General features: G+C 46.1%; 26 protein-coding genes and 1 other annotated feature. All 26 genes read right to left on the minus strand.

Features of this window, described 5'->3' with window-relative positions:
* Positions 1–3: 3 nt before the first annotated feature.
* The 26 genes from rpmC to sigH all read right to left on the minus strand — a co-directional run bounded on the left by rpmC (position 4) and on the right by sigH (position 22667).
* On the minus strand, positions 4–204 hold the full coding sequence (gene rpmC, locus BW944_RS13075; protein WP_076560416.1) for a 50S ribosomal protein L29: 201 nt from the start codon (positions 202–204) through the stop codon (positions 4–6).
* Positions 194–628, minus strand: coding sequence for a 50S ribosomal protein L16 (gene rplP / locus BW944_RS13080; protein ID WP_076560417.1), 435 nt, complete (start codon positions 626–628; stop codon positions 194–196). The genes rpmC and rplP overlap by 11 nt, the downstream gene beginning before the upstream one ends.
* Positions 629–649: 21 nt before the next feature.
* On the minus strand, positions 650–1288 hold the full coding sequence (gene rpsC / locus BW944_RS13085) for a 30S ribosomal protein S3 (RefSeq protein ID WP_076560419.1): 639 nt from the start codon (positions 1286–1288) through the stop codon (positions 650–652).
* A 3-nt stretch (positions 1289–1291) separates the two neighbouring features.
* The gene (rplV, locus tag BW944_RS13090; RefSeq protein WP_076560421.1) at positions 1292–1633 is read right to left on the minus strand and encodes a 50S ribosomal protein L22; all 342 of its coding nucleotides are present in this window, start codon (positions 1631–1633) and stop codon (positions 1292–1294) included.
* Positions 1634–1653: 20 nt separating this feature from the next.
* Positions 1654–1932 (minus strand): 30S ribosomal protein S19, encoded by a 279-nt coding sequence (gene rpsS / locus BW944_RS13095; protein WP_076560423.1) that lies wholly within the window; start codon positions 1930–1932, stop codon positions 1654–1656.
* Positions 1933–1990: 58 nt separating this feature from the next.
* On the minus strand, positions 1991–2824 hold the full coding sequence (rplB, locus tag BW944_RS13100) for a 50S ribosomal protein L2 (protein ID WP_076560424.1): 834 nt from the start codon (positions 2822–2824) through the stop codon (positions 1991–1993).
* Between the two features lie 29 nt (positions 2825–2853).
* Positions 2854–3141, minus strand: coding sequence for a 50S ribosomal protein L23 (gene rplW, locus BW944_RS13105; protein ID WP_076560426.1), 288 nt, complete (start codon positions 3139–3141; stop codon positions 2854–2856).
* Positions 3141–3764 carry a 50S ribosomal protein L4 gene (gene rplD / locus BW944_RS13110; RefSeq protein ID WP_076560428.1) on the minus strand — a complete coding sequence of 208 codons (624 nt, stop codon included), beginning with the start codon at positions 3762–3764 and terminating at the stop codon, positions 3141–3143. The genes rplW and rplD overlap by 1 nt, the downstream gene beginning before the upstream one ends.
* Before the next feature lie 24 nt (positions 3765–3788).
* Positions 3789–4418 carry a 50S ribosomal protein L3 gene (gene rplC / locus BW944_RS13115; protein ID WP_076560430.1) on the minus strand — a complete coding sequence of 210 codons (630 nt, stop codon included), beginning with the start codon at positions 4416–4418 and terminating at the stop codon, positions 3789–3791.
* Between the two features lie 30 nt (positions 4419–4448).
* Positions 4449–4757 carry a 30S ribosomal protein S10 gene (rpsJ, locus tag BW944_RS13120; RefSeq protein WP_076560432.1) on the minus strand — a complete coding sequence of 103 codons (309 nt, stop codon included), beginning with the start codon at positions 4755–4757 and terminating at the stop codon, positions 4449–4451.
* 473 nt (positions 4758–5230) lie between these two features.
* Complete coding sequence (gene tuf / locus BW944_RS13125; RefSeq protein WP_076560434.1) at positions 5231–6421, minus strand: elongation factor Tu; 1191 nt, start codon at positions 6419–6421, stop codon at positions 5231–5233.
* Between the two features lie 123 nt (positions 6422–6544).
* Complete coding sequence (fusA, locus tag BW944_RS13130; protein WP_076560436.1) at positions 6545–8623, minus strand: elongation factor G; 2079 nt, start codon at positions 8621–8623, stop codon at positions 6545–6547.
* A gap of 42 nt (positions 8624–8665) precedes the next feature.
* Complete coding sequence (gene rpsG, locus BW944_RS13135) at positions 8666–9136, minus strand: 30S ribosomal protein S7 (protein WP_076560439.1); 471 nt, start codon at positions 9134–9136, stop codon at positions 8666–8668.
* A 38-nt stretch (positions 9137–9174) separates the two neighbouring features.
* The gene (gene rpsL / locus BW944_RS13140; protein WP_076560441.1) at positions 9175–9588 is read right to left on the minus strand and encodes a 30S ribosomal protein S12; all 414 of its coding nucleotides are present in this window, start codon (positions 9586–9588) and stop codon (positions 9175–9177) included.
* Between the two features lie 96 nt (positions 9589–9684).
* Entirely contained in the window at positions 9685–9933 is a 249-nt protein-coding gene (locus tag BW944_RS13145) for a ribosomal L7Ae/L30e/S12e/Gadd45 family protein (protein WP_076560443.1), read from the minus strand.
* Between the two features lie 122 nt (positions 9934–10055).
* Complete coding sequence (gene rpoC / locus BW944_RS13150; protein ID WP_076560445.1) at positions 10056–13664, minus strand: DNA-directed RNA polymerase subunit beta'; 3609 nt, start codon at positions 13662–13664, stop codon at positions 10056–10058.
* A 58-nt stretch (positions 13665–13722) separates the two neighbouring features.
* On the minus strand, positions 13723–17250 hold the full coding sequence (gene rpoB, locus BW944_RS13155; RefSeq protein ID WP_076560447.1) for a DNA-directed RNA polymerase subunit beta: 3528 nt from the start codon (positions 17248–17250) through the stop codon (positions 13723–13725).
* Positions 17251–17621: 371 nt separating this feature from the next.
* Complete coding sequence (locus tag BW944_RS13160) at positions 17622–18224, minus strand: class I SAM-dependent methyltransferase (protein ID WP_076560449.1); 603 nt, start codon at positions 18222–18224, stop codon at positions 17622–17624.
* 81 nt (positions 18225–18305) lie between these two features.
* Positions 18306–18671: a 50S ribosomal protein L7/L12 gene (gene rplL, locus BW944_RS13165; RefSeq protein ID WP_076560451.1), complete on the minus strand. Its 366-nt coding sequence runs from the start codon at positions 18669–18671 to the stop codon at positions 18306–18308.
* Positions 18672–18705: 34 nt separating this feature from the next.
* Positions 18706–19209: a 50S ribosomal protein L10 gene (rplJ, locus tag BW944_RS13170; RefSeq protein WP_076560453.1), complete on the minus strand. Its 504-nt coding sequence runs from the start codon at positions 19207–19209 to the stop codon at positions 18706–18708.
* A gap of 35 nt (positions 19210–19244) precedes the next feature.
* Positions 19245–19385: a sequence feature (ribosomal protein L10 leader region), on the minus strand.
* A 48-nt stretch (positions 19386–19433) separates the two neighbouring features.
* A complete protein-coding gene (gene rplA, locus BW944_RS13175; RefSeq protein WP_076560455.1) occupies positions 19434–20129 on the minus strand; it encodes a 50S ribosomal protein L1 in 696 nt (231 codons plus the stop codon).
* A gap of 245 nt (positions 20130–20374) precedes the next feature.
* A complete protein-coding gene (rplK, locus tag BW944_RS13180) occupies positions 20375–20800 on the minus strand; it encodes a 50S ribosomal protein L11 (protein ID WP_076560457.1) in 426 nt (141 codons plus the stop codon).
* Positions 20801–20941: 141 nt separating this feature from the next.
* Entirely contained in the window at positions 20942–21484 is a 543-nt protein-coding gene (gene nusG, locus BW944_RS13185) for a transcription termination/antitermination protein NusG (protein ID WP_076560459.1), read from the minus strand.
* A gap of 130 nt (positions 21485–21614) precedes the next feature.
* Positions 21615–21788, minus strand: a complete 174-nt coding sequence (gene secE, locus BW944_RS13190; RefSeq protein WP_076560461.1) for a preprotein translocase subunit SecE — start codon at positions 21786–21788, stop codon at positions 21615–21617.
* 23 nt (positions 21789–21811) lie between these two features.
* Positions 21812–21961 carry a 50S ribosomal protein L33 gene (rpmG, locus tag BW944_RS13195; RefSeq protein WP_200806528.1) on the minus strand — a complete coding sequence of 50 codons (150 nt, stop codon included), beginning with the start codon at positions 21959–21961 and terminating at the stop codon, positions 21812–21814.
* 70 nt (positions 21962–22031) lie between these two features.
* Entirely contained in the window at positions 22032–22667 is a 636-nt protein-coding gene (gene sigH / locus BW944_RS13200; protein WP_076560465.1) for an RNA polymerase sporulation sigma factor SigH, read from the minus strand.
* Between the last annotated feature and the right edge of the window lie 65 nt (positions 22668–22732).

The following is a 22732-nucleotide window of genomic DNA, read 5'->3' on the forward strand; positions in this document are numbered from 1 at the left end:
TTATTAATTGTTCGTGCTTAGTTCACGTTCGCGTACAACTGTCTTCATGCGGGCGATAGACTTGCGGACCTCGCGAATACGAGCTGTGTTCTCAAGTTGCCCGGTAGCCAGTTGGAAACGTAGATTAAAAAGTTCTTCTTTTAGAGATTTCACTTTTTGTTCAATTTCGGCAGTGGTTAATTCGCGTATTTCATTAGCCTTCATTGATTTCACCACCAATTTCTTCACGTTTTACAAATTTAGTACGGATCGGGAGTTTGTGAGAAGCAAGACGCAATGATTCGCGAGCTACCTCTTCAGATACACCTGCAATCTCGAACATGATTTTCCCTGGTTTTACAACTGCAATGAACCCTTCTGGAGCACCTTTACCGGAACCCATACGTACTTCAAGGGGCTTTGAAGTGTAAGGCATGTCAGGAAAGATTTTGATCCAAACTTTACCGTTACGCTTCATGTAACGTGTCATAGCGATACGGGACGCTTCGATTTGACGAGCAGTGATCCATGCTGGATCTACAGCTTGAAGTCCGTATTCACCAAACGCTACAGAAGTTCCGCCTTTTGCGCGGCCTTTCAAACTTGGACGATGTTGACGACGATATTTAACACGTTTTGGCATTAACATAATGCTGTTCCCCCTTCCTTTTTAGTTCGCTTTTGTTGGAAGAACCTCTCCACGATAGATCCACACTTTAATACCGAGTTTACCGTACGTAGTATCTGCTTCTGCAGTACTATAGTCGATATCTGCACGCAATGTGTGTAGTGGAACAGTTCCTTCACTGTAATATTCGGCACGGGCGATGTCTGCTCCGCCGAGACGACCGGAAACCTGTGTACGGATACCTTTGGCACCTGAACGCATAGAGCGTTGAATGCTCTGCTTCTGAGCGCGACGGAAAGATACACGGTTTTCCAGCTGAGTAGCGATATTTTCTGCAACAAGTTTCGCATCAAGATCAGGTTTTTTAACCTCAATGATATTGATATGAACTCGTTTGCCTGTGCGATGGTTCAATTCTTTACGAAGTGCTTCTACTTCAGAACCACCTTTACCGATAACCATGCCTGGTTTAGCGGTGTGGATCGTAACGTTCACACGGTTAGCTGCACGTTCGATCTCTATCGTAGATACAGAAGCTTCACTTAGACGCTTTTCAATATATTCACGGATTTCGATATCTTCGTGAAGTAGGTTTGCGTATTCGTTATCTGCGTACCATTTGGACTCCCAGTCGCGAATAACTCCGACACGAAAACCTACCGGATTAATTTTTTGACCCACTGATCATCCCTCCTTCTTTTCTGATACGACCACTGTAATGTGGCTTGTCCGTTTATTGATCTGACTAGCGCGTCCCATTGCACGTGGACGGAAACGTTTAAGCGTTACGCCTTCGTTCACATATGCTTCAGAAACGACCAGGTTATCAGGGTCTAGCTCATTATTGTGCTCAGCGTTAGCGATGGCTGAGTTTAATACTTTCTCAATGATCGGAGAAGCTTTACGGTTGGTGTTACGCAACGTTGCAATAGCTTCGCCGGTGTCCATTCCTCGAATCAAGTCGATAACTAAACGCGCTTTACGAGGAGCAATACGGACTGTTTTAGCAACTGCTTTAGCTTGCATGGAAGTGCCTCCTCTCTATCTTAGCGTTTTGTTTTTTTGTCGTCACCAGAGTGCCCTTTGAACGTGCGGCTCGGTGCAAATTCACCTAGTTTGTGTCCTACCATATCTTCTGTAACATATACAGGAACATGTTTACGTCCGTCATATACAGCGATTGTCTGACCGACGAAATTAGGGAAGATAGTTGAACGGCGTGACCATGTCTTGATCACCTGTTTTTTGTTATCTTGATTGTTGCTTTCGACTTTCTTCATCAAATGGTCATCTACAAAAGGTCCCTTTTTCAGGCTGCGGCCCATTGATAAACCTCCCTTCGCGATTGAGAGACGGGGTAGTCATCCCGCCAATTCAATCCCGTTATTTTTTACCTTTTCTACGAACGATATATTTGTCAGATGGTTTATTACGTTTACGAGTCTTGTAACCGAGTGTCGGCTGACCCCATGGTGTAACTGGAGACGGCATACCGATAGGTGCGCGTCCTTCACCACCACCGTGTGGGTGATCACTAGGGTTCATAACAGAACCACGTACAGCAGGGCGTTTACCTTGCCAACGGGAACGTCCAGCTTTACCGATGCTGATAAGTTCATGTTCAAGGTTTCCTACCTGACCGACAGTTGCACGGCATGTGCTGAGCACGAGGCGAACTTCGCCGGATGTAAGACGTACCAATGTGTACTTCTCTTCACGACCAAGGATCTGTGCAGAAGCACCAGCAGAACGGACAAGTTGACCGCCGCGTCCAGGTTTCAATTCAATGTTATGAATTGTAGTACCTACTGGAATGTCTTTCAACTGTTTCGAGTTTCCTGGTTTGATGTCGGCATCCTGACCGGAAATGATTTCTTTCCCGACTTTAAGACCTTTCGGTGCAAGGATGTAACGTTTCTCCCCATCAACATAGTTGATTAGTGCAATGTTAGCGGAACGGTTCGGATCATATTCGATCGTAGCAACGCGTCCTGGTATTCCATCTTTATCACGTTTGAAGTCGATAATACGGTACTGACGCTTGTGACCGCCGCCTTGATGACGAACTGTCATACGACCATGATTGTTACGTCCACCGCGTTTGTGTAGCGGAGTGACTAGGGAACGTTCCGGTTTTTCAGTAGTGATTTCCGCGAAATCAGACATTGACATATGTCGACGTCCGTTAGTCGTTGGACGGAATTTTTTAATCGCCATCTTATTTCCCTCCTTCGTTTTTCATATATTTATACTTCGAAAAATTCGATTTCTTCACTTGCTTCAGTAAGTGTGACAATCGCACGTTTTTTATCAGAACGGTATCCACCGTATCTGCCCATACGCTTGAACTTACCTTTACGGTTAATCGTGTTCACGTTAGCTACCTGTACACTGAAAATCTCTTCGATCGCTTTCTTGATTTCCGTTTTGTTAGCTTTCGATTCCACTTCAAACGTATATTTCTTTTCTCCCATAAGGTCGGCAGAATTCTCAGTGATTACGGGGCGCTTAATAATATCGCGTGGTTCTTTCATTATGAGAGCACCTCCCCTACTTTTTCAGCCGCATTCTTCGTTACAATAACTTTGTCATGCGTAAGCAAGTCAAGAACACTTACTTGGTCAAACGTCAATGTTTGAACATTTGGAAGGTTATTGGAAGAAAGCACGACATTTTCTTCTTTTTGTGCGGTGATGATGATTGCACTTTCATTTACGTCTACTGCTTTAAGGAAATTCACAACTTCTTTTGTCTTCGGAGCATCCATAGAGAAGTCTTCTACTGCAAGAAGGTTACCTTCCTGGACTTTTGAAGAATAAGCAGAACGAAGTGCCAGACGACGAACTTTCTTAGGCAATTTATAACTGTAGCTGCGAGGTGTCGGACCAAAGACTGTTCCACCACCTACCCATTGTGGGGCACGGATTGTACCTTGACGGGCACGACCTGTACCTTTTTGGCGCCACGGTTTTTTCCCGCCGCCACTTACTTCACCACGGGTTTTCACCTTATGCGTTCCCTGACGTTTGGAAGCCTGTTGCATAAGTACGGCCTCATGAAGTACGTGAGTGTTCGGTTCGATACCGAATACCGAATCGCTTAATTCAAGATCTCCAACTTGCGAACCGCTTTGGTTAAATAGTACTACTTTAGGCATGACATATCCTCCTTTCGTTTATTATTAATCAGCCTTAACTGCACTTTGAACTTGTACGTAAGATTTTTTCGCACCAGGTACGTTCCCTTTTACGAGTAGCAGGTTGCGTTCAGCATCAACTCTCACTACTTCAAGGTTTTGGATCGTTACCTGATTGCCACCCATTTGACCTGGAAGGGCTTTGCCTTTGAATACGTGCATGGAGTTGATATCCCCAAGCGTACCAGGGCGACGGTGATAGCGGGAACCGTGTGTTTCAGGTCCGCGGGAGTGGTTGAAACGTTTGATCGTTCCCTGGAAACCTTTCCCTTTGGATGTTCCTGTCACATCGATTGCGTCACCTTCTGCAAACAAATCCACCTTAACTTCCTGACCAAGTTCATAGTCGTCAGTATTTACGTTACGGACTTCACGAACGTAGCGCTTAGGTGTTGTGTTAGCTTTTTCGGCATGACCTACTTCAGGCTTTTTCACACGATTCGCTTTTTGATCAGCGAAACCTAATTGAATGGAATCGTAACCGTCATTTTCAGCAGTCTTCTTTTGAAGAACTACGTTTGGCTCAGCCTGGATTACTGTTACAGGTACAAGTTCTCCGTTATCAGAGAAAATCTGAGTCATTCCGACTTTACGTCCTAAGATACTTTTCGTCATCCGTTACACCTCCTAATATATCATTTCATTTTATAGTTTAATTTCGATGTCTACACCGGACGGCAAGTCCAGACGCATCAATGCATCTACCGTTTGTGGTGTTGGGTTAACAATATCGATTAGACGCTTATGTGTACGCATTTCGAATTGCTCACGGGCATCTTTGAATTTGTGGGTCGCACGTAGAACAGTATAGATAGATCTATCTGTTGGAAGCGGAATCGGACCGGACACTTCTGCTCCTGAACGATTCGCCGTGTCTACGATTTTTTCAGCGGACTGATCCAGAACTCTGTGATCATACGCTTTTAAACGAATACGAATTTTCTCTTTTGCCATTATTTTCCCTCCTTTATCGCCTATTTTTTTAAACAGACTGGCTCCACGAAAATTCCTTGACTCACTCGCCATGGCAAAGGGGCCGGGTGTGTCAACAACCTTCCGCATCATCGTCTTTTATGACCAACATTAAATATTATAAAGAATAAACCCTCTGAATGCAAGGGGTTCCGACAACTTTTTATTGATCATCCTTAAACAGTTTAACGATTTTTCGTGTGGAACGCAACCCTTTATATATTTTTTACTTAACGTAAGCTTTTATTTTCTCTATATATCAAAAGGCTCTGTTATCGTTCCTAGATGAGTTTTATCTCTACGGGTGGAAGCTTAGCAACAACTGAAGCCCCCGTAGGGAAACGAGGAGGCTGAAGCGTTGCCCCTGGATAAGCGTCCACCTGAATGTTTATTTTCAAGAGTAGTCTATCAAAAAAAGATCAGAGGAAAGTTCCTCTGATCTTCTAAACAATCAATTATTTGTCGATACGAGCTACGACGCCGGCACCTACAGTACGTCCACCTTCACGGATGGAGAACTTCGTACCGTCTTCGATAGCGATTGGAGAGATAAGTTCAACAGTCATCTCAACGTTATCGCCAGGCATTACCATTTCTACTCCTTCAGGAAGCTGGATTACTCCAGTTACGTCCGTAGTACGGAAGTAGAATTGTGGGCGGTAGTTATCGAAGAATGGAGTGTGACGTCCACCTTCGTCTTTGGATAGTACATACACTTCCGCGTGGAATTTCGTATGCGGAGTGATTGAACCTGGCTTAGCAAGAACCTGGCCACGGTTGATTTCTTCACGAGCTACACCACGTAGAAGTGCGCCGATGTTGTCGCCTGCTTCTGCATAGTCAAGAAGCTTACGGAACATTTCAACACCAGTTACAGTAGTCTTCTTAGCTTCTGGAGCAAGTCCGATGATTTCAACATCGTCACCTACTTTGATTTGTCCACGCTCGACACGGCCAGTCGCAACTGTACCACGGCCTGTGATAGAGAATACGTCCTCAACAGGCATCATGAACGGCTTGTCTGTGTCACGGTCTGGAGTTGGGATATATGCGTCAACTTCAGCCATAAGGTCAAGGATTGCCTGTTCGTGATCAGCATCTCCTTCGATAGCTTTAAGAGCAGAACCTTTAACGACTGGAACATCGTCTCCGTCAAAGTCATACTCAGTAAGAAGGTCGCGTACTTCCATCTCAACAAGTTCAAGTAGCTCTTCGTCGTCTACCATGTCTGTTTTGTTAAGGAATACAACGATAGCCGGAACACCAACCTGACGGGAAAGTAGGATGTGCTCACGAGTTTGTGGCATTGGACCGTCAGCTGCGGATACTACGAGAATCGCACCATCCATTTGCGCAGCGCCAGTGATCATGTTTTTAACATAGTCAGCGTGTCCTGGGCAGTCTACGTGTGCATAGTGACGAGTTTCAGTTTCGTACTCAACGTGTGCAGTGGAAATCGTGATTCCACGTTCGCGCTCTTCCGGAGCTCCGTCGATGGAGTCATACGCGCGAGCTTCCCCGCTCCCGGAAGTTTTGTGAAGTACAGTAGTGATTGCTGCAGTTAGAGTTGTTTTACCATGGTCAACGTGTCCGATAGTACCAATGTTAACGTGGGACTTCGAACGGTCGAATTTTTCTTTAGCCATTCTATATTTCCTCCTTTAATTGAATAAAAATGTATTTTTAAAGGTTTGATATGGATCTCAGAAGAAACCGAATTCTCCTAAGATTACCATACAATTATACCCTTTAAACGTCAATGAAATTAATTATTCACCAGCGTTTTTCTTGATGATTTCTTCAGAAATGCTCTTCGGTACCTCTGCATAGTGGTCGAAGTGCATTGTGTACGCTCCGCGGCCCTGTGTATTAGAACGTAGGGACGTTGCGTACCCGAACATTTCAGAAAGCGGAACGTACGCGTTAACGACCTGAGCCGGTCCGCGTGCTTCCATGCCATCTACACGTCCACGACGGGAAGTGACATCGCCCATGATATCTCCCATGTACTCTTCAGGGATGACTACTTCTACTCTCATCATCGGCTCAAGGAGTACCGGTTGACACTTGTGCTTCGCTTCTTTCAATGCCATGGAACCAGCTACTTTAAATGCCATTTCGTTGGAGTCTACATCGTGGTAGGACCCGTCGAATAGCGTAGCCTTCACATCGATAAGTGGATATCCTGCTAATACACCGTTGTCCATTGTTTCTTTGATACCTTGTTCAACAGATGCGATGTATTCACGTGGAACGACACCACCGACGATTTTGTTGGTGAATTCGAAACCGGCACCTTCTTCGTTCGGTTCGAAGGTTACCCATACGTGACCATACTGACCACGACCACCGGACTGACGTACGAACTTACCTTCCACATTCGCGGAACCGCGGAATGTTTCACGATAAGCAACCTGTGGAGCACCGATATTAGCGTCCACTTTGAACTCACGTTTCAGACGGTCAACGATGATATCCAGGTGAAGTTCACCCATTCCGGAAATGATCGTTTGTCCTGTCTCTTCGTTCGTTTCCGTACGGAATGTAGGATCTTCTTCCGCCAATTTACCAAGAGCGATGGACATTTTGTCCTGGTCCGCTTTGGATTGAGGTTCAATCGCTACATCAATAACCGGTTCAGGGAATTCCATGGATTCAAGGATAACAAGTCCTTTTTCATCACAAAGAGTGTCACCCGTTCCAGTGTCTTTAAGTCCTACAGCACCAGCGATATCACCGGCGTATACTTCAGAAATCTCCTGACGGGAGTTCGCGTGCATTTGCAGGATACGTCCTACACGTTCACGCTTATCCTTCGTGGAGTTCTTAACGTAAGAACCGGATTTCAATGTACCGGAGTAGACCCGGAAGAATGTAAGTTTCCCTACATAAGGGTCTGTCGCTACTTTGAAGGCAAGAGCAGAGAATGGTTCGTTATCATCAGCTCTACGGACTACTTCTTCTTCCGTCTCTGGTACGTGACCTTCGATTGCAGGTACGTCGAGAGGAGATGGAAGATAGTCGATAACACCGTCTACAAGAAGCTGAACACCTTTGTTTTTGAAGGCTGATCCGCAATATACAGGGTAGAATTCTACGTTTAGTGTACCTTGACGAATAGCAGCACGCAGTTCGTCATTCGTGATTTCTTCACCCTCAAGATATTTCATCATCATCTCTTCATCAAGCTCGGCAACAGCTTCAATAAGTTTGCCACGGTATTCTTCTGCCCGTGCCTTGTGTTCGTCAGGAATTTCGCGTGCTTCTGCACGAGTTCCAAGGTCATCCAGGTAGTAGAATGCTTGCATCGTAATCAGATCGATGATTCCTTCGAAGTCATCTTCTGCACCGATAGGAAGTTGAACAGCTGCAGCGTTAGCACCCAGGCGCTCTTGAAGCGTTCCAAGGGAGTAAATGAAGTCTGCTCCGACTTTGTCCATCTTGTTGATGAATACAATACGTGGAACACCGTATGTTGTAGCCTGGCGCCACACTGTTTCTGTCTGTGGTTCTACACCGGACTGCGCATCGAGTACAGCAATGGAACCATCCAATACACGAAGGGAACGTTCCACTTCAACTGTGAAGTCTACGTGTCCCGGTGTATCGATGATGTTGATACGGTGACCTTTCCATTGTGCTGTAGTAGCTGCAGAAGTGATCGTGATTCCACGCTCCTGCTCCTGCGACATCCAGTCCATCTGAGAAGCACCTTCGTGCGTTTCTCCGATTTTGTGAATACGTCCTGTGTAGAAAAGAATACGTTCCGTTGCTGTCGTTTTACCGGCATCAATGTGAGCCATTATGCCGATGTTACGAGTTTTTTCCAAGGAGAACTCTCTAGGCATGAATCCTTCTCCTCCCTAATTAAGAATTTGTCTTTCCTGATATTACCAACGATAGTGAGCGAAGGCTTTGTTCGCTTCTGCCATCTTGTGCATTTCTTCACGGCGCTTCACGGAAGCACCAGTGTTGTTTGCTGCGTCAAGAATTTCATTAGCGAGACGCTCTTGCATCGTTTTCTCTCCGCGAAGACGCGCATAGTTTACGATGAAACGAAGAGCTAGTGCCTGACGACGCTCCGGACGAACTTCAACCGGTACCTGGTAGTTAGAACCACCTACACGACGGGCGCGTACTTCGAGTACTGGCATAATGTTCTTCATAGCTTCATCAAATGTTTCCATCGCTTCATTACCACTACGTTCCTGAACGAGTTCAAATGCTTTATAAAGAATTGTCTGAGCTTTTCCGCGCTTCCCGTCTACCATAAGTTGGTTGATCAGACGAGTTACAAGTTTGGATTGATAAATCGGATCTGGAAGCACATCACGCTTTGCTACTGGACCTTTACGTGGCATATGTTCCCCTCCTCTCTGCAAATGTTAGTTAAAACGTTTTATTTTTTAGGTTTCTTCGTACCGTACTTGGAACGACCTTGCATACGACCCTGAACAGGTGCTGTATCAAGCGCACCACGAACGACGTGGTAACGTACACCTGGCAAGTCTTTAACACGACCGCCACGGATAAGTACCACACTGTGTTCCTGCAGGTTGTGCCCGATTCCAGGAATGTAAGCATTCACTTCGAGCTGGTTAGTTAGACGGACACGTGCATATTTACGAAGAGCCGAGTTCGGTTTCTTCGGAGTCATTGTACCGACACGTGTGCATACACCACGTTTTTGTGGAGCATTCTCGTCAGTCACGCGTTTCTTGTAGCTGTTATAACCTTTGTTAAGTGCTGGTGAGTCAGATTTTCTGCTTTTGCTCACACGGCCTTTACGTACCAGTTGGTTAATTGTTGGCATGTTGTTGTCCTCCCTTCACTTTTTAATACCACACATCCAGGTGGTTCATAATAAGGCAAAAAACAAAGCTTTCACGCAAAAGGCGCCAAAACCTCGTTATTTAATAGCCACTGTTGCAGCATCAACATCAATTCCACAGGCATTTCCGAGTTCTTTCATTGATGGAACTTCGTGATAGTCCACGGAAAACTGCCGGGCGATTCTTTTTACCTTAGCGGTGATTTCCGGATCTGCATCAGATGCAATGATCACTTCTTTCACAGTTTCGGCTTTGATCGCTTTGATGGTCTGCTTCGTTCCAATCACTAAATTCGATTTAGCCTGTGCTACTTTTTCATAAGACATTTGCATATCCTCCAAAGTAACAAGGTTGTGGAAGCACCTAGATTATAGTACCACTATCGTGTATGAGTGTCAACACAATTCACGGTAATTTCTCAAGGTGCTTCCGCTTTCCACCCTTGTATTTATGCTTGTGTGGTTTCTTCTACAGCCGGGGTTTCCGGCTTCTTATTTTTATGCTCTGACTGGATCGTACGGTAACGGTTCATGCCAGTACCGGCAGGAACAAGCTTACCGATGATGACGTTCTCTTTCAGACCGAGAAGTTCATCGCGTTTTCCTTTTATCGCTGCATCAGTAAGAACACGAGTCGTCTCCTGGAAGGATGCGGCAGAAAGGAAACTATCCGTTTCAAGAGAAGCTTTCGTTATACCGAGAATAACCGGTCTGCCTACTGCAGGCTGGCCGCCTTCCATCAGTACACGCTGGTTCGCTTCTTTGAACTGGTGGATTTCCATCAATGTTCCCGGTAGCACATCTGTGTCTCCGGAATCAAGCACGCGTACTTTACGAAGCATCTGGCGGACCATTACTTCCACGTGTTTATCGGAAATTTCAACACCCTGCATACGGTAAACTTTTTGCACCTCTTTAAGGAGATATGTTTCCACTCCTTCGAGACCTGTTACCTGAAGCAGTTCTTTCGGATCGATCGAACCTTCTGTAAGAGGATCGCCGGCTTTCACTTCGTCCCCGATGCTCCGTTTCATTCTTGCGCCGTACGGAGCTGTATAACTACGTGATTCTACGGTACCCTGAACGTGGATTTCCAGTTTTTCTTTGACCTCTTTGACGTCGTAAACTGTACCATCGATTTCAGAAATGACCGCCTGTCCTTTCGGATTACGAGCTTCCACGATCTCCTGGATACGCGGAAGACCCTGCGTGATATCGTCTCCAGCTACACCACCCGTGTGGAAGGTACGCATTGTAAGCTGTGTACCCGGTTCACCGATAGATTGCGCTGAAATGATACCGACTGCTTCTCCGACTTCCACTTCGTCCCCTGTAGCGAGGTTACGTCCATAACACTTCTTACATACACCATGCTTCGTGTTACAAGTGAAAGCAGAACGGATCGTTACGTTTTCCACTCCGGAATCTTCGATTATTTTAGCTGATTCTTCCGAAATGATTTCATTACGTGAAGCAAGAACTTTCCCTGTTTCCGGGTGAGTGACTGATTGGAAAGCAGTACGTCCGACAAGACGATCCAGAAGTGGTTCAATAACTTCCGAACCTTCTTTAAGAGCAGCTACGTTAAGTCCTCTATCCGTACCACAGTCATCCTCACGAATGATTACATCCTGGGCCACATCGACAAGACGACGGGTCAGGTAACCTGAGTCGGCTGTCTTCAGTGCCGTATCGGCAAGACCTTTACGGGCACCGTGTGTAGAAATGAAGTATTCAAGAACGGTAAGTCCTTCGCGGAAACTGGACTTGATCGGAAGTTCGATGATACGTCCGGATGGGTTTGCCATCAGTCCGCGCATACCCGCAAGCTGAGTGAAGTTGGACGCGTTACCACGCGCTCCGGAGTCACTCATCATGAAGATCGGGTTGGTCGGGTCGAGCGTTCCCATCAGACGTTCCTGAATGATGTCTTTCGCTTCAGACCAGATTTCAATGACACGGTTGTAACGTTCGCCTTCGGTGATAAGTCCGCGGCGGAACTGCTTGAGAACTTTGTCCACTTTCTGTTGACCGTCCTCAAGAATGTCCTGCTTGTCTTCGAGTACGACAACATCAGAAACACCGACCGTAATACCGGCTTTCGTCGAATATTTGAAACCGAGATCCTTCATTTCGTCCAGCATTCTGGAAGTTTCACTTATCGAGAAGCGCTTGAACACTTCTGCGATGATATCTCCGAGAATACCTTTCTTGAATGGCGGAATGATTTCGCGTTGTTTTATATCTTCTCTGAGGTCCGTGCCGTTTTCAATGAAATAATTGTCCGGAGTCTTGATCTCCAGGTTGCTCTGTGTAGGTTCATTCATATAAGGGAATGAAGCCGGAAGCATATCGTTGAATATAAGCTTCCCTACTGTTGTAACGAGCATCTGGTTTTTCTGTTTCTCCGTAAATGTTTCATTTCCTAACGAGCTCGCCTGAACCGCGACACGCGTATGCAGGTGAACATGACCATTCTGATAAGCCATCAGCGCTTCGTTCAAGTCTTTGAACTTCATACCTTCTCCGACTGCATTTTCTCTTTCGAGCGTGAGATAGTAGTTACCGAGCACCATATCCTGGGACGGGGTAACAACCGGTTTACCATCTTTCGGGTTCAGAATGTTCTGGGCTGCAAGCATGAGGATACGAGCTTCTGCCTGAGCCTCAGAAGATAGCGGTACGTGAACTGCCATCTGGTCCCCATCAAAGTCAGCGTTGTAGGCTGTACATACGAGCGGGTGCAGACGGATTGCCCTACCTTCGACAAGTGTCGGTTCGAAAGCCTGGATACCAAGACGGTGCAATGTAGGAGCACGGTTCAACAGAACTGGGTGTTCCTTGATTACATCTTCGAGTACGTCCCACACTTCATCATGCACACGCTCGATTTTACGTTTGGCTGATTTGATATTGTGAGCGAGACCTCTAGATACAAGCTCTTTCATAACAAATGGTTTGAATAGTTCCAGTGCCATTTCTCTCGGAATACCACACTGATACATCTTCAGACTCGGGCCGACGATGATTACGGAACGCCCGGAATAGTCGACACGCTTTCCGAGCAGGTTCTGACGGAAACGTCCTTGTTTCCCTTTCAGCATATGAGAGAGGGATTTCAAAGGACGGTTACCGGGACCGGTTACCGGACGACCGCGACGGCCGTTATCGATAAGCGCATCCACAGCTTCCTGCAGCATACGTTTTTCGTTCTGTACAATGATCGTCGGCGCGCCGAGATCGAGAAGGCGTTTCAGACGATTGTTACGGTTGATGACACGACGATACAGATCGTTCAGGTCGGACGTCGCAAAACGTCCTCCGTCAAGCTGAACCATCGGACGGATTTCCGGAGGAATTACCGGAAGGACATCCAGCACCATCCACGCCGGGTCGTTCCCGGAGTTACGGAAAGACTCCAAAACTTCCAGGCGTTTGATCGCTCTAGTACGACGCTGCCCTTGGGCAGTTTTCAATTCCTCTTTCAGTGTACCGACTTCATCATCCAGATTTATATCATAAAGAAGGAGTCGGATCGCTTCTGCGCCCATATCTGCATGAAAGCTTTTTCCATACTTCTCGCGATAGGCACGGTATTCTTTTTCGGAAAGAAGCTGTTTCCTTTCGAGTCCTGTATCGCCAGGGTCTGTCACAATGTAGGAAGCGAAATAGATAACTTCTTCAAGCGCACGAGGGGACATATCAAGTACAAGCCCCATACGGCTCGGGATACCTTTGAAATACCAGATGTGGGAAACCGGGGCGGCCAGTTCCAGGTGCCCCATACGTTCCCGACGTACTTTAGACTTCGTTACTTCCACTCCACAACGGTCACAAACAATCCCCTTATAACGGACACGCTTGTATTTCCCGCAGTGACACTCCCAGTCCTTTTGCGGACCGAAAATACGCTCGCAGAAAAGTCCATCTTTTTCCGGTTTCAGTGTACGATAGTTGATCGTTTCCGGTTTTTTCACTTCTCCGTAAGACCAGGAACGCATCTTATTGGATGAAGCTAAACCTATTTTCATATATTCAAAATTATTTACATCAATCAAAGGGCTTACCTCCCTTAAAGTCTCCAGGTTTTCCCTAAGCTATATTTGCTCTCGGCATTTAGCTTTCCATATTCAGCTTTTCAGTTTCGTTGATCTGATCTTCTTCAAGATCACGCATTTCTATTTCAGATTCATCTGCAGCAAGAATTTTCACGTCCATACCAAGACTCTGAAGTTCTTTGATCAATACTTTGAAAGATTCAGGGACGCCCGGTTCCGGAACGTTATCCCCTTTGACGATCGCTTCGTATGTTTTCACACGACCGACGACGTCATCTGACTTAACAGTCAGGATTTCCTGAAGTGTATAAGCGGCACCGTAAGCTTCAAGTGCCCATACTTCCATTTCACCGAAACGCTGACCACCGAATTGAGCCTTACCACCAAGCGGCTGTTGCGTAACCAATGAATAAGGACCTGTGGAACGTGCGTGCATCTTATCATCAATCATGTGTGACAGTTTGATCATATACATGACGCCCACCGAAATACGGTTATCGAATGGCTCACCGGTACGACCATCGTAAAGGATCGTTTTGGCGTCCCGAGGCAATCCGGCTTCATCGAGCGTTCCCCACACATCTTCTTCACGGGCACCGTCAAATACCGGAGTAGCTACACGCTCACCCAATTGACGGGCGGCCATGCCGAGGTGCAATTCAAGCACCTGACCGATGTTCATACGGGACGGAACACCGAGTGGGTTCAACATCACATCGACCGGAGTTCCATCAGGCATATAAGGCATGTCTTCTTCCGGAAGAATCCGGGAAATGACACCTTTGTTACCGTGACGTCCAGCCATTTTATCCCCTTCGGAGATCTTACGTTTCTGTACGATATAAGCACGTATCAATTGGTTCACACCTGGTGGAAGCTCATCCCCGTCTTCACGGTTGAAAATCTTCACATCCAGTACAATTCCACCTGCTCCGTGTGGGACACGTAGAGACGTGTCACGGACTTCACGGGCTTTTTCACCGAATATAGCATGAAGGAGACGTTCTTCGGCAGAAAGTTCGGTCACGCCTTTAGGAGTGACTTTCCCTACCAATAGATCCCCATCACTGACTTCCGCACCTACACGGATGATTCCGCGCTCGTCGAGGTCACGCAGTGCATCTTCCCCGACGTTCGGGATATCACGGGTGATTTCTTCAGGTCCGAGTTTTGTATCACGAGCTTCCGACTCGTATTCCTCTATATGAATAGAAGTATAGACGTCGTCTTTCACAAGGCGCTCACTCATGATGACCGCATCCTCGTAGTTGTAACCATCCCATGTCATGAAGGCGACAAGCGGGTTTTGTCCGAGTGCGAGTTCTCCCATATCCATGGAAGGACCATCAGCAAGAACTTCCCCTTTTTCTACACGAGTGCCTTTTGCGACAATAGGACGCTGGTTGTAACAGCTTCCCTGGTTGGAACGGATGAATTTCTGGAGACGGTACTTATCGAGGTCGCCTTCCACTTCTTTTCCGTCCACTTCGGAAATACGGCGAACGTGTACTTCCTTCGCTTCTACCCGTTCAACGATTCCCGGATGACGGTTGATGACCGCAGCACCGGAGTCTTTCCCGGATACATATTCCATGCCTGTACCTACGATAGGTGCATCCGGCTGAATAAGCGGTACAGCCTGACGCTGCATGTTCGCACCCATAAGGGAACGGTTGGAGTCATCGTTCTCAAGGAAAGGTATACACGCCGTCGCCGCAGAAACAACCTGCTTAGGCGAAACGTCCATATAGTCGATCCGGTCACGACTGACAGCAGTGTTCTCCCCGCGGAAACGGGCGATAACTTCCGGATCGGTGAACGAACCGTCTTCCTCAAGTTTAGCATTGGCCTGAGCCACTACATAATTATCCTCTTCATCCGCAGTAAGGTAATCGATATATTCCGTAACCTTACCGGTCTCGTGATCCACACGACGATAAGGTGTTTCAATGAATCCGAACTCATTGACTTTCGCATAGCTCGAAAGCGAGTTGATCAGTCCGATGTTCGGACCCTCAGGCGTTTCGATCGGACACATACGCCCGTAGTGGGAATAGTGAACGTCACGCACTTCGAAACCGGCGCGCTCACGTGTCAGACCACCTGGTCCAAGAGCTGACAGACGACGTTTGTGCGTAAGTTCCGCCAACGGGTTCGTCTGGTCCATGAACTGTGACAGCTGGGAACTTCCGAAGAATTCCTTGATGGAAGCTATCACCGGTCTGATGTTGATCAGCTGCTGAGGCGTAATCGAAGATGTGTCCTGAATCGACATACGCTCGCGAATCACACGCTCCATACGGGAAAGACCGATACGGAACTGGTTCTGAAGCAATTCTCCTACACTGCGAAGACGACGGTTACCCAGATGGTCGATATCATCTGTCCCGCCGACATTGTGAAGCAGGTTGAAGAAATAACTGATGGAGGAAATGATATCCGCCGGAGTGATGTGCTTCACATCTTTGTCGATATTCGCATTACCTATAACGTTGAGAGATTTCTCTCCCTCCGGATCTGTAGGATCTACGATTTTCACCGACTGCACTCTGACATCTTCATCCATCACTTCATCGACAGAAGACAGCTGCTCTTGTGCAAGCGGGTCCTCCTGCTGATCGAAATGAGGAATGAGTTTGTTCAGAAGGCGACGATCGATCTTATCACCTTTTTCTGCCAGAACTTCCCCTGTTTCTTCGTCCACAAGGGTCTCTGCCAGCGTCTGGTTGAAGAGACGATCTTTAATATGAAGTTTTTTGTTCATTTTATAACGACCGACACGAGCAGAATCATAACGTTTCGGATCGAAGAAACGGGATACGAGAAGGTTTCTCGCATTTTCCACTGTAGGCGGCTCACCCGGGCGCAATCTTTCATAGATTTCAAGAAGCGCTTTTTCACTATTTTCCGTGTTATCTTTTTCCAGGGTATTTCTTAAATACTCATTATCCCCTAGAAGCTCGATGATTTCCTCATCGTTATCGAAACCTAAAGCACGGAGCAATACGGTGATCGGCATCTTCCGGGTACGGTCGATACGCACGTGAGCGACATCTTTCGCATCCGTTTCGAATTCAAGCCATGCGCCGCGGTTAGGAATAACCGTAGCCGTATGACCGCGTTTTCCGTTTTTATCAACTTTGGCGTTGAAATACACACTCGGTGAACGGACAAGCTGGGAAACGATGACACGTTCTGCACCGTTGATGACGAAAGTTCCCGTATCTGTCATAAGCGGGAAATCTCCCATAAATACTTCCTGTTCCTTCACTTCACCTGTCTCTTTGTTATGCAGACGAACCTTGACACGGAGCGGTGCGTTATACGTTACGTCCCGGTCTTTTGATTCATCCACCGGATACTTCGGTTCCCCGAGGCTGTAATCCACAAATTCCAGGGAAAGATTCCCTGTGAAATCTTCTACAGGAGAAATATCCCGGAACATCTCTTTCAAACCTTCTTGCAGAAACCAATCGTAAGAAGCTGTCTGAATCTCAATTAGATTCGGCAACTCCAAAACTTCACTGATACGCGCGTAACTTCTACGCTGGCGGTGTCGTCCATATTGAACTAGTTGACCTGTCAACAGATTCACCCCTCAAACAAGCATATTATTAACAAATTCCAAGGCATTTACATGCCGAAAAAACTTGCTTACTCAAATCCTGGCAAGTACATATATAATAAACATTCGCTCAAGACGAATGGTTCATCTTCATTTCTCTCTAACGTTAGACAAAAAAGAAAAAAAGGTTTTCCTTCAAGAAAGGTGACATACGCATAATCCTTAGAAATTCTACGTATTTTACTACTTAAGTAAATTGCCTCCTCTGCTTTTCTCGAAAACCTCATACATAACATACATTTTCAATTGTAATTGGTCCGGACACGAAAAAATACTTGACACGCATTTTTCATACCGGCATTTTATTATACTACCACACACACAACTTCGAGTCAAACCTTTTTTGCCTTAAAGATGTAATATCCTTTGTTCTTTTTGAGCAGGTGTACTTCTTTAAAAAGTTCTTTCATTTTCGCTTCCGCTGACGGAGCTCCCTGCTTTTTCTGAATAACTACCCAAAGCTCTCCATTCTCCTTCAACACGCGTTCCGCTTCTTCAAAGATCCGGTGAACCGTTTTCTTGCCGGCACGAATCGGCGGGTTAGTTACTACAGCCGCAAATCCTCGGTCGGCAATAGCAAGCGTCCCATCACTTTCACGGATTTCAATATTTGAAACACCGTTTTCCTCTGCGTTCTTCTTCGCAAGCTCGAGCGCACGTTCATTCACGTCTACCATGACCACATTGCGGGCAGGGAAAGACGCAGCCAAAGATAACCCGATAGGTCCATAACCACACCCGACGTCTAATACATCACCTTCGACCTCCGGAAGAGCGAACGTTTCGATAAGCGTCCGGGAACCGAAATCGACACTATCTTTTGAGAACACCGCATGATCGGAAAAGAACGTGTACCTTTTCCCTCTCAGTTCTGTTTCCCACTTTTTTCTGTCACTTTCTTTGACGCTTTTCTTTGAATAATAATGTTCTGTCATAGAGTCAGATCCTTTCTGAAAGAATTCTGAAGACAAATAAAAGCCCGCCGGAAACAGCGGGCTTTTATCACAGGGTGCTTATTATTTAAGTTCGATTGTAGCTCCTGTTTCTTCGAGCGTAGATTTAAGCTCTTCAGCGTCTTCTTTGGAGATACCTTCTTTGACAGGCTTAGGAGCGTTGTCAACGAGGTCTTTCGCTTCTTTAAGACCAAGACCAGTTGCTTCGCGTACTGCTTTAACAACTTTGATTTTGGAAGCGCCAGGGTTTTCAAGCACTACGTCGAATTCAGTCTGTTCTTCAGCTTCTTCTTCCCCGCCTGCTGCACCTGCTGCTGCTACTGGAGCTGCCGCGGATACACCGAATTCTTCTTCGATCGCTTTTACAAGATCGTTCAGTTCAAGTACGGACATTTCTTTGATTGCTTCGATAATTTGTTCGTTACTCATGATATTTCCTCCTTAATAGATGTTGAAATTGTGCTTACGCACTCTCTTCTTCTTCTTTTTGGTCAGCTACAGCTTGAGTAGCATAAGCGAAGTTGCGGATTGGTGCCTGCAACACGCTCAAGAACATAGATACAAGACCTTCGTAATCCGGAAGGGTTGCAAGTTCTTTGATCTGTTCAAGTGTCGCTACTTCACCTTCGACAACGCCGCCTTTGATTTCAAGGGCTTCGTGTTCTTTAGCGAAGTTGTTCAACACTTTCGCAGGAGCTACAACGTCATCTTCACTGAACGCAAGAGCAGTTGGACCAACAAGGACTTCATCAAGACCTGTAAGATCCGTGTCTGCAGTTGCACGACGAACCATCGTGTTTTTGTAAACTTTGAAGTCAACGCCGGCTTCGCGCAATTGCGAACGAAGTTCCGTTGCTTCCGCGACGTTCAATCCGCGGTAATCTACAAGTACTGCAGCTTTGCTATTGCGGAACTTATCAGCAATTTCAGAGACGACCTGTTGCTTTTGCTCGAGTACTTTGCTCATCGTTCCACCTCCTAATAGACTGCTATTATACCGATCGGTGCAAGAAAAAACCCTTCATGCACCAAGACATGAAGGGTCACATTACGCAGGAAAAACTGCGTTTTATATGCGAACACCTCGGCAGGAAATTAAGCGTATCACGCACCTGCTGTCTACGGTACAACGTATTTATTTATACAACATGATTAATCTTATCTAATCTGTGATAGGAAGTCAACCATTTATTATTTAGTGTAGCTGGAAATGTCCACTTTGATTCCAGGTCCCATGGTCGAAGAAACAGCTGCGTTCTTCATGTAAATACCTTTTGTTGCCTGAGGCTTCACTTTCAGCAGTTCTTCTGTAAGGGCAACGAAGTTTTCTTTCAGTTTTTCATCATCGAAAGAAGACTTGCCGATCGGAACGTGGATGTTCGCAGATTTATCTACACGATATTCGACTTTACCGGCTTTGATTTCCTGTACAGCTTTGTCGATTTCGAATGTCACTGTGCCAGTTTTAGGGTTCGGCATTAGACCTTTTGGTCCGAGCACACGGCCAAGTTTCCCTACTTCAGCCATCATGTCAGGAGTAGCAACCACTACATCAAACTCGAACCATCCCTGGTTGATCTGATTGATGAGGTCCTGTTCTCCTACATAGTCAGCGCCTGCTTCTTCTGCTTCTTTAGCTTTTTCGCCTTTAGCAAAAACAAGGACACGCTGTGTTTTACCAGTTCCGTGTGGCAATACCATTGCCCCGCGGATTTGCTGGTCTGCTTTCTTAGGGTCTACTCCCAGTCGGAAAGCAGCTTCTACTGTTTCATCAAAATTAGCTTTAGCTGTTTGCTTTGCAAGGCTTACAGCTTCACTAGGCTCATATGCTGTCGAACGATCAACAAGCTTTTCAATTTCCTGTTGTCTTTTTGATTTATTAGCCATTTCTTTTCCTCCTCGTTGTGGTTTTAGCGGTTGGACCTCCCACGATTGAACCCCTCTCATCTGCTCAAACAGTATGAGAAGTTCCCGGAACGCCCCCGGTGGTCCACCGGGAACGATACCCGGGCTTCCCCGCAGCGCCTGCGGTTTACGCGCACAGATCTTCTCTGTAACACGATAAAGGTTGCGAAAGAAGACATTCTTCCACTCGCAACCTTTGTTTTACCAGAACATCGCCTGTCAGGAAATCAGTCTTCGACTGTAAGTCCCATGCTGCGCGCAGTACCTTCAACCATACGCATTGCAGCTTCAACGTCAGAAGCGTTCAAATCAGGCATTTTCGTTTCTGCGATTTCGCGAACCTGTTCGCGTTTGACAGAACCTACTTTATTACGGTTCGGCTCTCCGGAACCGGATTCGATTCCTGCTGCTTTCTTAAGAAGAACGGCAGCTGGCGGAGTTTTCGTTACGAATGTAAATGAACGGTCTTCAAATACCGTAATTTCTACCGGAATAATCATGCCCGCTTCATCTTGTGTACGAGCGTTGAACTCCTTACAGAATCCCATGATATTAATACCAGCCTGACCTAGCGCAGGTCCTACCGGCGGTGCTGGGTTAGCTTTCCCTGCAGGAATTTGAAGCTTAACTACATCAACTACTTTTTTAGCCACGAGACACACCTCCTTAAAGTCCGTGATGTGGTAACGGGTTTTCCCCTCCCACTCTTATCTATGAAACCTCATTTATTTGAGGCACGCAAATAACATGAAAATTTTATCATCTACGCTCTTTGTTTGCAAGCAGAAAATTTATCAGCTCTGTAATTTTTCGATTTGGGAGAACTCAAGCTCTACCGGGGTTTCCCGTCCGAACATATTTACGTGCACTTTCACTTTCTGTTTGTCGAGATCCATGTTTTCGATTGTACCGGTGAAGTTAGCGAATGGCCCATCTATGACCTGGACGTGTTCTTTCATTTCGAAGTCCACTTCCACATTCGGCGTTTCTTTCATGCCCATACGCTTCAGTTCCCGTTCAGCTTCTTCCGGTAAAAGAGGGATAGGCTTTGACCCCGATCCGGTTGATCCAACGAACCCTGTTACACCGGGCGTATTACGAACAACGTACCAGGAATCATCCGTCATGACCATTTCTGCCAGTACATACCCAGGGAAGACTTTCTTTTTGGTTACTTTCCGCTTCCCGTTTTTAATTTCTGTTTCATCTTCTTCAGGTACAATGACGCGGAAAATTTTATCTTCCATTCCCATTGACTCAACACGTTTTTCTAAATTAGCCCGAACTTTATTTTCGTATCCTGAGTAAGTGTGGACAACATACCATCTTTTTTCCATGTGGTGGGGACAAGCGCTTTGTCCTTCCCTCCCTTATCTTCGTTTATTAACTGGAAAAAACCCGTCGAACGGGTTTTCCATGCATGAATTATTTCTTACAGACCATAACCTTCATTTCTGTCTGTCCATCTTATCCGGTGATCAGTTCAAGACCCTGGGAAATACCAAGATCTACAATCCCGAAATACACGGCTACGAAAGCTACGGTCACGACAACAGTAACCGTATACCGTACCAGCTCATTACCCGTAGGCCAGCTGACTTTTTTCATTTCGCGGGATACGTTTTTCAAAAATGCAATCATACTGTGACACCCCCAAATTCCTCTTACTTCGTCTCCCGGTGTAGTGTATGTTCTCCGCAATTTTTGCAGAACTTCCGCACTTCTAACCGTTCCTCACTATGATTCATATTCTTATGAGTCGAATAGTTTCGGCTGGAGCATTCATTACAAGCCAGAACAATCTTTTTTCTCAACATTAACGTCCCCTTGTTCAGAGGTTTTAGTCACTTCTCCTAATGTAGCACGGTTAAAATTGAGTGTCAATTATCCTTCGGCTGCGACTTCCTCCGCCTCTAAATATCTCTCCATTTTTTTCTTCACCCGCTGTAAGGCATTGTCGATAGATTTCACATGGCGATCCATCTTCACGGAAATGTCCTGATAAGACTCGCCGTCGAGATAAAGGGCCAGCACTTCTTTTTCGAGTTTGCTCAGCAATTCATCCATTTTTTCTTCTATATTTACGAACCGCTCCTTATGAACCATCATTTCCTGAGGATCGATCGCTTCTGATCCCATTATGACATCGAGCAGTGTTCGGTCGGATTCTTCATCATACACTGGTTTATCAAGAGAGACGTATGAATTCAGCGGAATATGTTTTTGACGGGTAGCTGCTTTGATAGCTGTAATAATCTGCCTCGTTATACAAAGTTCCGCAAACGCTCTGAAGGAGGCCAGTTTGTCTCCCTGATAATCACGGATCGCTTTATAGAGACCGATCATCCCTTCTTGAACGATATCTTCCCGATCCGCTCCGATCAGAAAATACGTTCTCGCTTTTGCGCGGACAAAGCCTTTATACTTTTGAATCAAAAAATTCAAAGCTTCACTATTACCTCCGGCGATGTGAGCGAGTAACTGCTCATCATCCAAATCCTGCAATTGAAGTGTTTTCATGCCCGTCCCTATGCCTCCTATGGTGAATCAGGATTTTCCAAACCGCACTTCCTAAATATAGGAAT

Source organism: Salimicrobium flavidum (assembly GCF_900156645.1).
Lineage (GTDB): Bacteria > Bacillota > Bacilli > Bacillales > Halobacillaceae > Salimicrobium > Salimicrobium flavidum.

Excerpts from the sequence above, each read along its gene's own strand:
- secE (WP_076560461.1), bottom strand. The coding sequence starts at position 21,788 with ATGATTGCATTTTTGAAAAACGTATCCCGCGAAATGAAAAAAGTCAGC.
- rplW (WP_076560426.1), bottom strand. The coding sequence starts at position 3,141 with ATGAAAGAACCACGCGATATTATTAAGCGCCCCGTAATCACTGAGAAT.
- rpsS (WP_076560423.1), bottom strand. The coding sequence starts at position 1,932 with ATGGGCCGCAGCCTGAAAAAGGGACCTTTTGTAGATGACCATTTGATG.
- rpsG (WP_076560439.1), bottom strand. The coding sequence starts at position 9,136 with ATGCCACGTAAAGGTCCAGTAGCAAAGCGTGATGTGCTTCCAGATCCG.
- rplB (WP_076560424.1), bottom strand. The coding sequence starts at position 2,824 with ATGGCGATTAAAAAATTCCGTCCAACGACTAACGGACGTCGACATATG.
- rplD (WP_076560428.1), bottom strand. The coding sequence starts at position 3,764 with ATGCCTAAAGTAGTACTATTTAACCAAAGCGGTTCGCAAGTTGGAGAT.
- nusG (WP_076560459.1), bottom strand. The coding sequence starts at position 21,484 with ATGGAAAAAAGATGGTATGTTGTCCACACTTACTCAGGATACGAAAAT.
- BW944_RS13145 (WP_076560443.1), bottom strand. The coding sequence starts at position 9,933 with ATGTCTTATGAAAAAGTAGCACAGGCTAAATCGAATTTAGTGATTGGA.
- rplJ (WP_076560453.1), bottom strand. The coding sequence starts at position 19,209 with ATGAGCAAAGTACTCGAGCAAAAGCAACAGGTCGTCTCTGAAATTGCT.
- rpmC (WP_076560416.1), bottom strand. The coding sequence starts at position 204 with ATGAAGGCTAATGAAATACGCGAATTAACCACTGCCGAAATTGAACAA.
- rplA (WP_076560455.1), bottom strand. The coding sequence starts at position 20,129 with ATGGCTAATAAATCAAAAAGACAACAGGAAATTGAAAAGCTTGTTGAT.
- rplC (WP_076560430.1), bottom strand. The coding sequence starts at position 4,418 with ATGACGAAAAGTATCTTAGGACGTAAAGTCGGAATGACTCAGATTTTC.
- rplP (WP_076560417.1), bottom strand. The coding sequence starts at position 628 with ATGTTAATGCCAAAACGTGTTAAATATCGTCGTCAACATCGTCCAAGT.
- rpsJ (WP_076560432.1), bottom strand. The coding sequence starts at position 4,757 with ATGGCAAAAGAGAAAATTCGTATTCGTTTAAAAGCGTATGATCACAGA.
- rplV (WP_076560421.1), bottom strand. The coding sequence starts at position 1,633 with ATGCAAGCTAAAGCAGTTGCTAAAACAGTCCGTATTGCTCCTCGTAAA.
- rpsL (WP_076560441.1), bottom strand. The coding sequence starts at position 9,588 with ATGCCAACAATTAACCAACTGGTACGTAAAGGCCGTGTGAGCAAAAGC.
- rplL (WP_076560451.1), bottom strand. The coding sequence starts at position 18,671 with ATGAGTAACGAACAAATTATCGAAGCAATCAAAGAAATGTCCGTACTT.
- sigH (WP_076560465.1), bottom strand. The coding sequence starts at position 22,667 with ATGAAAACACTTCAATTGCAGGATTTGGATGATGAGCAGTTACTCGCT.
- BW944_RS13160 (WP_076560449.1), bottom strand. The coding sequence starts at position 18,224 with ATGACAGAACATTATTATTCAAAGAAAAGCGTCAAAGAAAGTGACAGA.
- tuf (WP_076560434.1), bottom strand. The coding sequence starts at position 6,421 with ATGGCTAAAGAAAAATTCGACCGTTCGAAGTCCCACGTTAACATTGGT.
- fusA (WP_076560436.1), bottom strand. The coding sequence starts at position 8,623 with ATGCCTAGAGAGTTCTCCTTGGAAAAAACTCGTAACATCGGCATAATG.